The following is a 10,518-nucleotide window of genomic DNA, read 5'->3' as shown; positions in this document are numbered from 1 at the left end:
CGTCCCATTTTCAGCTTGTTTAAGAATTGAGTGGATCTGACTGTCTGTAAATTTTGATCTTTTCATGAAGAATCTCCTTCGTCATAGGGTACGAGAAAATTCTACTTTTGACATCAGTTATTTTTCGGGGGGATTACCAAGCCCTATTGTTAAACAGAGTAACTTCATCTTAAGAGAAACCGTTGGGGCTATAATGACATAAAACGGCATTCCAACTGCCCGCAGGTTTTCTATTCCCGGTACTAATAAACAAATAATAAATGCCATCAATAACTTATGTCTTGCTAATAGTTCTCTTGTTTCATAAATATAATATTGTGTGCGTAACTTAAGAAAGCGTTTATTGAAGCGGTATTGATTGTACGTTATTAGCTCAGACATAAAATTTATACCAACCTAAACTATTTTGAGCAAATAATACAGCTTAGAGCTCTATTAATGAAGCACTCTTAGCCTATTTCTGAAACCAAAAAATAATTGAGCATGCAATTACCGACGCCATAAAAGCCCAAATTTTTTCTTGTAAAAAAATCCACTTAGCATATGATCCCCCGAGCTAAGGATTTTAATACGCTCTGAGTTTTTTACTAAGAACCTCTATTCACAGGAAGAAATATGTTGATAAAAAAAACAGATGTTGAAAAAGCACTCAAGAATTACAAACAAAAAATAAACAAAAACTTATTTTTTCGTTTTGCATCGACACCATCTGCAATCAAAGCACTCAGTGAACTAATTACTCCGCCAGTTCACACCAATAATGGTGAAAAACAAAGCAACACAGAATTTTCCAAAGAAGAGTTTTTACAGCTAATTCGCCTGCTTCTGGAAATAGAATGGCGTTCACATTGGATGGGATATTTCGATGGTTTATACCGCTGTTTGAATAGTTATGAATTATTAGTTAAAGCCCTGGGCAACGACGGTAAGAATAAAACAGAGCATCTAAAAAAATTGTATATTCGAGGGTTAGCAGAAGATGAAGATATTGACCAAATTGTCTCATTAAGTTTTTTTAACTCAGAAACGCCGGACAATACACAACATGAAAATTAATTGAACAATTAAAATGATGCAAGGCGCTTTATCGAACTTCATATTCCAATCGATGGTCAGACCCATAATAAGCAGTGGTCACTTGCTAAAACTAAAGCAAACAAGTGACCATCAATACAGGATGCTAGAAAATAGCACTAACCAGAATGACCGTTATTTTTTAATTTTTCTTGTGCATCATCAACCATATCAACAAAAGGTGCTTTCTTTATAGTAAAGAAATTAAATGGTGTTCCAATTTTTATTGTTTCAGCTACAAAATTAGAAGCACCAAGCACAGCATTAGAAATTGATTTTAAAATATTTGTTAGATAATCTCCCCAACCAAGCTCTTTATTTAATAAAAGTTTTGCTTTATTTATTGATTCAGCACATTGCTCGACAAATATTTTTTTCGCTTCATGCTCTATTACCCCGGTATCTTGTTTATTGCCTAGATATGTTTTAACAGCTTGAGATAATTCACGCCCTAATGTTGTAGCTGCCGATAAAGTTGTCTCACTAATATCTGGAGTATCCTTTAATGAATCTATTTTCTGCGATAAATCTTCACATATCCTTCCTAATACTAGGCGCTCAGTTCGAACTAATTTCTTTTGTGGAAGCATTTCAAAGCTAAGTTCATCATTTCTATTAAGGTTAATGTTTGATGTAGCTGTAGATATCTTCGGTGGTACAATATTATTATCAAAATTTTTCATATATTCAAAATAAACAGCTAACGTATTAGGAACACAAGCAGACATCACTAATAAAGGGCCTTGAGCCGCTCGCGTTATGACAGGAATAGCAATTTTCCAGTACTCACCTGCTTTCCTAACTGTATCTAACGCGTTATTGTAGCCACTAAACCAAAGATCTGATTGCTCAATATATTGATTAAATAGTTCTTTTCCAACACGCTCAGGTGTAATAATTCCATACTTAGAGCTTTGCAAAACAACAGCCATATTTATAACACCATGAATAATTTGCTCTAAACCGAGGTGAGGGCATTCTTCGGGATGTTCAAGGAGATAGCAAGCTGCGAAAAGCACTTGAGAATTTATTTCACCTCCATGTTGAGAGGAATTAATATCTTTTTTAAGAGCCTCTATAAAGTGATTGATAAATAATTTTTCTTGTTCGTTACTAATATCAGTAGTCATAACTAGCCCCCCCCAAAATAGATGGTTAGAATTATAGCATTTTGAAAATATTTATGCCAGAACAGATTCTCATAAAAATCTAATCTGCCGTAGTTAGTTAACTGCCTTAGGTCTCTACCAGACATTGTTTAAGGTTCTAAAGCCGTATATTCTCCGCAGCTTCCTTAAACTGAATTTATCTTATATGCCTCACAGCTCAAAACACGAAAATCTCACACAATGTGTTAATATTACCCAAATCATTCGAAATAACCAAAAAAATAATGAAGTATGATATGCTCCTCGAACCAAGTAAGCAATCGGATTCCTCTTCCTCTATTCGTCATCACTTATGGGATGGAGAAAATATTGAAGCAGCTCAACTCTTGATTAGAAAAGACTCAAATTGGGTAAATGATAAAAATAGTCAACCACTCTACCTGGCGATACTCAAGGGCTCATATAGCGGTGTCGAATGGCTCCTTAAGCATGGGGCAGCCATAACTGAAGAAGTCCTTAAAACAGCACTAAATATCTGCTATGCCACCCCACTTTCGCATTCTTTTTCTATAGTACAAATGCTCATTCAACATGGTGGATGTAACAATGGAACTGTTCATGCAGAACTTTTATATACAGCAATCATGCATCAGAAAATTGAATTTATTGAACTGCTTTCCCGCCTGGAAATTGATTGGAATTATAGAAAAGGCCATCGTGAAAAATTAATTTTTTGGGCGATGCGTAGATTTCCGCAAGCCATCCCCATGATATGTAAAGCAGGAGCAAATATTAATCAGATAAATAAAGACGGTTTAAGCCTTATGCATCTGCTTGTACAAGATAATGGCCTGATTAAAGAACCGAACAAAAGATTAAAAGAGCTCTATGAACTAAATGCGGATCCTACCATTAGAATGCCTGGAACGAATATGACTCCTTTTCAATGGGCCTATGTTCAGAATAAAATTGCATTAGCAAACAGTATTAAGGCATATACACTTGCTCTAGAACATAGTAAAACGTGCCCCATTAATCCGCTAGATACTATTGAAGCTCAAGTGGCGCAAATAAGTGAACAGGAAGTTAAAGAAAAAATATACCTCCTAAGAATAGCAAAATTTTTTGCACGTAAGGCTCGAGAGCTAGCTCCTTTCTCGACGAATCAACCTAAAGGAGTACTGTGTAAGAAAAAAATATTACTCCAATTAGTCCGTTCTGTCCCAACGCCATCAATAAAACAATATTACAATTTAGAGCTTGATCCAAATATTGACACACCAGACGACCAACCCATCATTGTCACTGATTTAGATGGAAATGTTGTCTATAAAACTTTATCCCAAATATTTGCGGAGATTATAAAATTACCAGAGCGCGATCCTAAAAAAGTGCGTAAAGATGGTAGCCTTATTACCGCAATGGAGTTCTTTGAAAAAACAGCTAAAAATACAGTGAGGCATGGAGTTGGTAATTGCTTTGAACTCGCTACGATAATTATCATGCTTATAAATGAATACAAAATATTCGACCACACGCCAATACGCTACGAATTACTTGGATTGAAAGGAAAAAATAATGGCGATCACGCATTTATTGTCTTCAATCGCGCCGCAGGATCTCAACTTAATAACATGAAAAGCTGGGGAAATTATGCAACTATTTGCGATCCTTGGTTCGAGGAATCGATGAATGTTAGCGAGCAATTGCAGTTAGATAGCGAACAACAAACCAAGTCAATTCAACACTATCTAAAGTTCCAGAATCATATTTCATTCATGAGCGCTGGAGAAACAGGTAGAGGTCATTCTAAGCACTGGCAGCAGAAACATGGCACGAATCCACAGTGCCTATTTATAAATAGAAGAGCGAGGGATAAAAAGGAAAACATTACAACCCCATATCCTGTTGTAAGAATGATTTAAATTAACAAAGGCCTCATGAGTAAGACCTTCGCTCAGCCGAACGGAGAGAGGTGCGCAAGGCCTATCCCGAGAAAGTTGTCGTCCCCTTATTGGCAAACGCATAGACGCCAAATTAAGAAAATTAACCTTGTCTATCCTCGGGCCATTCGGGCTGAGGAGGCATTTATGGACTTTTCTTCCTTAAGTAGACGCCTAGCGGGGACGACAATTATTGGCATATTGAGTAGCTTTCCAGGTTATCTGATGCATAAAAAAGCGGGGATCTGTTTCTAAAATAACACTGTCATTCTAGAAACAGATCCCCGCTTTTACAAGTACTACAAATAAAATAACTTATTTAGAAGCAACAATTTCAACTTGTAGATTAGCAATAACATCGCTATGAACATGTACTTCAATAACATAGTTACCGATAGAATGTAAAGGACCTTCTGGCATTACAATTTCACGTTTGCTGACATCAACATTTTTCGCTACTAAAGCATCTTTGACTTCGTTTACACCAACAGAACCATACAATTTGCCTTCGTCACTAGCCATAGCACTAATTACTAAAGTAATGTCGTTTAACTTAGCTGCACGTTGTTCTGCAGTTGCTAAAGATTGTTGTGCTTTCTTTTCAAGTTCAGCACGACGTTGTTCAAACAACTCGATGTTTTTAGGTGTAGCAAATACCGCTTTGTTTTGTGGTATTAAGAAATTACGACCATAACCAGATTTTACCTCTACTTTGTCACCTAGGTTACCTAAATTTCTCACTTTTTCTAATAAGATAACTTCCATCTTAATAACCCCTTAAATTGATTCTCTCGCCCGCTCTGGGAGATACGATCTAAAATTAAATAAACTATCTACTGCGCCCAAAATAATGTAGGCAAATAACACAAAAGTAGGCTTCAGCAAGATGAGTAAGGACAATAATATAAATACCTTAACCTGACTTTTGCGAGCAAAAATAAAATAAGCCAACCCAAATCCAGATGCCAGAAAATAACACAGCATTAGAGGAAGAAGATTAATTGCTAAAGGCTGTTCGTAATAAGTACCTAAGGAAACTCCTATTAATACTAATAATGAAAGCCTGCCGCCACGAAAAGCTAAAAGCTCATTTTTAAAACCACCAGGTAAAAACAATTTGGCTTGAATTGATCGCGCAAACATTAAGGAGATGATTGCTGATACAATCGCGCTTAATATCTGGATTCCGAAAAACAATTGAGCCAAACCAAGCGAGCTTATGCTGTCCATGCCAGTCTCAACTAACTCCTGATATTGCATCAATGCAGATTTAATTTGGTTAAACTGCACTACAATAAAATCAGGAGCTAAAAGTTGAACTAGCAAACACCCTAAAAATGCCTGTATTAAAAAAACACCAAAAACTCCCTGCCATTTTTCTGTATTTCGTAAAATCAAGGCTGCGAAATAACAAGGCAGATAAGCTATTAGCGTATTAATTAGTGCACTGGATGATGGTATTAACATCATCAATGGAACAGAATGAACCACGAGCGCAGGTAACAAAACATCAAAGCCTGAGCGAGCACCTTTTCTTAATGTTACCAAACAAACTAAGGCTACTGAAAGCCAAGACGCAAAAGGTAAAATTGAAAAAACAACAGCAAATATAATTGCTTTCTGTTTGTTTTCAAGTAATGCCTTACACTGTCTCGTTATAATGTCGCTCGTGCGCATCATTTACTATCCGTGGCTATCGCAGTATGGTAACAAACCAATAAATCTGGCATGCTTAATTGCTTTAGCTAATTGTCTTTGAAAACGGGTTTGGGTACCAGTAATACGGCTAGGTACGATTTTACCTGTTTCAGAAATATAGTTTTTTAATAAATTGATGTCTTTGTAATCGATCTCATTGCCGCCTTCGGCGCTAAAACGACACATTTTTTTTCTACGAAAATAAGCTGACATATAGATGTACCCCTCTTAAGCAGTTCTGACTTCTTTTTCTTTTTTCATTAACACAGATTCTGTAGTAATCGCTTGTTTTTGAACTGTGATTAAATTTCTTAAAATAGCATCGTTAAATTTGAATGCATTTTTAATTTCTTCAAGTGCTTCTAAAGAGCACTCAATGTTCATCAGATAGTAATGAGCTTTGTGTACATCATTGATTGGGTAAGCTAATTGACGACGACCTAAATCTTCTTTACGGTGTATTAAACCGCTATGTTTACTAATGATCCCTTCGTAGCGTTCAACCATTGCTGGTACTTGTTCGCTTTGATCAGGGTGCACAAGAAACATAATTTCATAATGTCTCATGGTTTCTCCTTGTGGATTAAAGCCTTCTGCTCGACATGTAGACAGTAAGGCAAGGTTTAAAAAAAGCTGCCAATTGTAACTCTTTTAATCGCTTGTGACAATGATAATACGCAATTTAATCAGTCGAGGAAAAAGCGTAATCACAACTTAAATTTTTTTATTAATTTAGCGTAAATTATAGTGACAAGCATCCATAAAGTAGGTTAACGTTCTACGGATGTCTTTGATTTACAAAGCGCTTACACATACTGCAACGAGGTTTTTGATGGATATTGTTTCTCTTCACTTTGAAGAACCTTTAATGATTAATATCAATGATACAATTGTTAAAATTTTAGCATTTAAAACCCAAGAGCATGGGAATATTAAATTTGGTGTCGAAGCACCTCGCTCGGTAAATGTACATCGAGAAGAAATTTTCCATGCAATCAAGCAGAAACAACTTTTAGAAATGGCTGAATAATTTTTTTAATGCGCCCAATATATTCACGGTGTATCGCGCTACCGGCTGGATTAATTCTACTTCTGTCCTCGTTTATTTTTTTAATAAATAATTTTATTTATCACTTCTCCGGGAATAATTTTTTCCCGGACAATGTGGCATCTTTGGCCATCTTTCTCATTCTTTTAAATGTGGGTCTCAGACTCTACTTTAGAAAAAAAAAGTAATCCTTGCCGCATAGGTCAGGAACTATTTTATTTTTTTAGTATCATGAGCATTATTGCTTTAGCAACTAATGCAGTTCAATTAACACCATTTTCAATAATTGATCAACAAATCGTTGCTCTAGAACAACAGATTCATATTGATATGAATGCAATCGTACGCTGGACCAATAACCATCCTCAATTTAAATATTTACTGAGTATCATTTATGACAGTTTAACGTATCAAATGAGCATTTTACCTTTAATTGTAATTCTCACTTGCCGTTTTCATCTTCTTAGAGAATATTATTTTTTTTACTGTGTACGACTTTATTTGGTTTTGGCTTTTATTATTTTTTCCCAACCGTAGCTCCTGCAAGTATTATGGACAGCTCGCTATTTTCTGTAGATCAAATTGCCACCGGTTTAAAATTCAAGCAAATTCATCATCATCTTAATCCAACAACTAATGAGGGTGGATTAATTGCCCTACCTTCATTCCATGCTATTTGGGCAGTACTGTGTGTTAATCTGCTTAGAGAATGGATAATCCCTTGTGTAATCTTAGCAATCATTAATATCTTTTTAATCGCCTCTTGTGTTTTATTAGGCTGGCATTATTGTACTGACATAGTAGGAAGTGCGGTGGTCCTATTAATTAGTTATTATCTTTTAAAACATTGCCAAGGCAAACCTACCCTGTAGGAAATTAATCAAATTTGAAAATGTCGTATGGTTCGACCGGCGGTTCAACCGACTATTATCGAGCGCACCATACTTAGCAAGCACGGTCATTAATTTAAATGAAATCGATCATTCCCACGCAAGTGCATAGACGTCAACATCCAGGCCCGTTCAGACAGGTTAATATCCTTAGCGCGCAGATGGAAAACCATCCTTGAATTGGCTTTTGAACCAATATAGGAATGGCCCCCACCTGCGCCGGCGTTTTGGGAAATGAAAACCCCCTAAGCCCCAATATCAAACTACAGACTCTCATCTACTTTAAAACGCTCACCATACTTAGTTTCCAAAGTCTTAAATAATTGTTCTAAATTATTTGTACCTACATCCTTCGCATAGTTCATTGGACCACCACGGAATGGCGCAAAGCCTGTAGCGAAAATCATACCCGCATCAAGTAAATCAGCATCGGCAACCACCCCTTCACGCAAACAGGCAGCAGATTCATTGACCATTCGCAGAATTAATCTATCAGCAATATGTTGTTGATCATTAATAACCGCTGGACGTTTTTTGATTGGCTTACCATTTTTATATTGATAAAACCCTTCGCCAGTCTTACGACCTAATTTACCTGCTTTCACCATATCACGTAGTTTTTGTGGCACAGTACCGCCAAAATGAGCAGTTAAATTTTCAGCAACAGCCAAACATACATCCATACCAACGGTATCAGCTAACTCAACTGGTCCCATAAACATACCAAACGCTAAAGCCGCTTCATCAACAGTCTCAGCGCTATATCCTTCATCTAATAATTGCACACACTCCATTAAATAAGGCATTAAAACTCTATTTACTAAGAAACCAGGACTAGATTTAACAGGTAATGGCAATTTACCGATTTGATTTACAAAAGCACACGACGCTTGTTCTACTTTTCTCGCAGTTGAAGAACTGCTTACAATTTCAACTAAATCCATTTTAGCAACGGGATTAAAGAAATGAATTCCTACAAGACGTTTAGGATCATGCATTACGCTGCTAATTTCATCCAATGGAATACTGGAGGTATTCGTTGCAATGATGGCGTCTTTTTTAGCAAGTTTTTCTATATTTTTCATAATCTCTTGTTTTACTGCGAGATTTTCAAAAACTGCCTCAATAATCACATCCGCTTGAGCAATACCGTGCCCCTCAGGATCAGGTATTAAATTATCCATTGCGGCCTGGATTAAACGTGGCTTACGCAGTTTTTTCTTATACAACGCATAAGCACGACCAATAGCTGGACCTATTCGTTCATAAGATTGATCTTGTAATGTTACACGAATACCTCGTAGGGCACACCAAGCAGCAATGTCACCACCCATAACACCAGCACCAATAACATGTACGTGCTGTGCTTTAAAATCACTGTCTTTTGCAAAGCCTTTTAAGCGCTCTCTCAATTCAAAGGCACGAATCAAGTTTTTTGAAGTGTTTCCGTGTGAAACCAATTGCTCAACAGAATCGATTTCCTTCAAATAAGCTCTATCCCCCATGCCCCCTTCTTTTTCCCATAAATCAATTATGGCATAGGGTGCCGGATAATGTTCTTTGCGCACGCGCTTTGCAACGTTTTTGCGCATTAATGCTGCCAGTGGTTTTCTAACCCAGGCTGCATTCGTTAGTCCTTGTATAAATGAAGGTTTATGTCTTGGCGGCTTGTTTTTAATAAAATAAACAGCTGCGCGTTTTAATTGACGAATAGGCACTACATCATCAACCATTCCTAATGCTTTAGCCTTAGCCGCAGGAACAGCGCTCCCTGTTAAAATAATTTGGGATAACGCATTAAACCCACCAATGAGTTGTGGTAAACGCACGGTGCCACCCCAGCCAGGATGAATGCCTAACATGACTTCTGGCAAACCAATACGCGTATCTTTTTCATCCGTAGCAATACGGTATTTACAAGCCAGAGCTAATTCGTAGCCTCCTCCCATGCAAAAACCATTAATCATCGCAACAGTAGGAATAGCTAATGCTTGTAATCGAGCATAAACTGCTTGTCCTTTGCGTAAGAAATCAACTGCCTGTGCAGGACTTTCAAACTTGGAAAACAAAGTAACATCTGCCCCGGCAATAAACCCTTTATTTTTTGCAGAATAAATAATCAATCCTACAGCATTTTTATCTTGTGCAACTTCATGAAGAATACTATTTAGCTCGTCTAAAACTTCTTCATTCATGCTATTAACACTGGTATCTTTTCTATCTAGCCCCAACCACAGGATATTGTCACTGTCGCGTTGCATGTCCCAATTTTTATAATTACTCATGTCCTTTCACCTCTGTCACACGTTCTAGATACATAGCACCACCTTGTCCGCCACCGATACAAATAGAAGCCATTCCTCGCGACTCATTTCTTTGTTCTAATGACTTCAATACATGAAGCACTATACGCGCACCACTAGAACCAACAGGATGCCCAGCGGCTATTGCTCCACCATCACGGTTTAATTTATCCATTGAAGGCGCACCTAAAGCATTGTTTAATCCTAGCTGCGTTTTACAATATTCATCATCATCCCAAGCGGCAAGACAGCCCAGTACTTGCGCGGCAAAAGCTTCATTGATTTCCCAACAATCAAAATCATTCGGTTTTAAATTATGTCGTTGCATAATCGGGGTCGCAGCATGAACTGGACCAAGCCCCATTTGCGATGGATCAAGAGCGGCCCATTGAGAGTCAACTATTTTACCGATCACTTTTAGGCCATGTTTTTTCACTGCATCAGCACTTGCTA

General features: G+C 37.2%; 10 protein-coding genes and 2 pseudogenes. 4 read left to right on the top strand and 8 right to left on the bottom strand.

Annotated elements, in window-relative coordinates:
• Nucleotides 1-117 precede the first annotated feature (117 nt).
• Nucleotides 118-381 carry a hypothetical protein gene (locus tag LDG_RS19390; protein WP_006871762.1) on the bottom strand — a complete coding sequence of 88 codons (264 nt, stop codon included), beginning with the start codon at nucleotides 379-381 and terminating at the stop codon, nucleotides 118-120.
• A gap of 234 nt (nucleotides 382-615) precedes the next feature.
• On the opposite strand from LDG_RS19390, the gene LDG_RS12565 reads away from it, so the two are divergent.
• The gene (locus tag LDG_RS12565) at nucleotides 616-1,056 is read left to right on the top strand and encodes a hypothetical protein (RefSeq protein ID WP_006871761.1); all 441 of its coding nucleotides are present in this window, start codon (nucleotides 616-618) and stop codon (nucleotides 1,054-1,056) included.
• Between the two features lie 137 nt (nucleotides 1,057-1,193).
• On the opposite strand, the gene LDG_RS18605 is transcribed toward LDG_RS12565, so the two are convergent.
• Nucleotides 1,194-2,204, bottom strand: a complete 1,011-nt coding sequence (locus LDG_RS18605) for a hypothetical protein (RefSeq protein ID WP_006871760.1) — start codon at nucleotides 2,202-2,204, stop codon at nucleotides 1,194-1,196.
• Nucleotides 2,205-2,479: 275 nt separating this feature from the next.
• Between LDG_RS18605 and LDG_RS12555 the strand changes: the two genes are divergently transcribed.
• Complete coding sequence (locus tag LDG_RS12555; protein ID WP_006871759.1) at nucleotides 2,480-4,108, top strand: ankyrin repeat domain-containing protein; 1,629 nt, start codon at nucleotides 2,480-2,482, stop codon at nucleotides 4,106-4,108.
• A gap of 333 nt (nucleotides 4,109-4,441) precedes the next feature.
• Here the strand turns inward: LDG_RS12555 and rplI are convergent, their stop codons facing one another.
• From rplI to rpsF, 4 genes are read right to left on the bottom strand one after another with little or no spacing between them, the layout of a single operon-like run.
• Nucleotides 4,442-4,891 carry a 50S ribosomal protein L9 gene (gene rplI, locus LDG_RS12550; RefSeq protein WP_006871758.1) on the bottom strand — a complete coding sequence of 150 codons (450 nt, stop codon included), beginning with the start codon at nucleotides 4,889-4,891 and terminating at the stop codon, nucleotides 4,442-4,444.
• Nucleotides 4,892-4,903: 12 nt separating this feature from the next.
• On the bottom strand, nucleotides 4,904-5,806 hold the full coding sequence (locus LDG_RS12545; RefSeq protein ID WP_006871757.1) for a YybS family protein: 903 nt from the start codon (nucleotides 5,804-5,806) through the stop codon (nucleotides 4,904-4,906).
• 3 nt (nucleotides 5,807-5,809) lie between these two features.
• Entirely contained in the window at nucleotides 5,810-6,037 is a 228-nt protein-coding gene (rpsR, locus tag LDG_RS12540) for a 30S ribosomal protein S18 (RefSeq protein WP_006871756.1), read from the bottom strand.
• A gap of 15 nt (nucleotides 6,038-6,052) precedes the next feature.
• Nucleotides 6,053-6,391 (bottom strand): 30S ribosomal protein S6, encoded by a 339-nt coding sequence (gene rpsF, locus LDG_RS12535; protein ID WP_006871755.1) that lies wholly within the window; start codon nucleotides 6,389-6,391, stop codon nucleotides 6,053-6,055.
• Between the two features lie 265 nt (nucleotides 6,392-6,656).
• On the opposite strand from rpsF, the gene LDG_RS12530 reads away from it, so the two are divergent.
• Together LDG_RS12530 and LDG_RS12525 are read left to right on the top strand one after the other, a co-directional pair.
• Nucleotides 6,657-6,854, top strand: coding sequence for a carbon storage regulator (locus tag LDG_RS12530; RefSeq protein WP_006871754.1), 198 nt, complete (start codon nucleotides 6,657-6,659; stop codon nucleotides 6,852-6,854).
• Nucleotides 6,855-7,022: 168 nt separating this feature from the next.
• Nucleotides 7,023-7,744 (top strand): annotated as a pseudogene (locus LDG_RS12525) (phosphatase PAP2 family protein).
• 281 nt (nucleotides 7,745-8,025) lie between these two features.
• Here the strand turns inward: LDG_RS12525 and LDG_RS12520 are convergent.
• A complete protein-coding gene (locus LDG_RS12520) occupies nucleotides 8,026-10,047 on the bottom strand; it encodes a 3-hydroxyacyl-CoA dehydrogenase NAD-binding domain-containing protein (protein ID WP_040535762.1) in 2,022 nt (673 codons plus the stop codon).
• Nucleotides 10,040-10,518: pseudogene (locus LDG_RS12515) on the bottom strand (acetyl-CoA C-acyltransferase); the annotation flags it as partial. The pseudogene LDG_RS12515 and the gene LDG_RS12520, both read right to left, overlap by 8 nt.

Source organism: Legionella drancourtii LLAP12, from assembly GCF_000162755.2.
GTDB classification, from domain to species: Bacteria; Pseudomonadota; Gammaproteobacteria; order Legionellales; family Legionellaceae; genus Legionella; species Legionella drancourtii.
The sequence above is the reverse complement of the archived record's forward strand: the minus strand, read 5'-3'. Positions and strand labels throughout refer to the sequence as shown.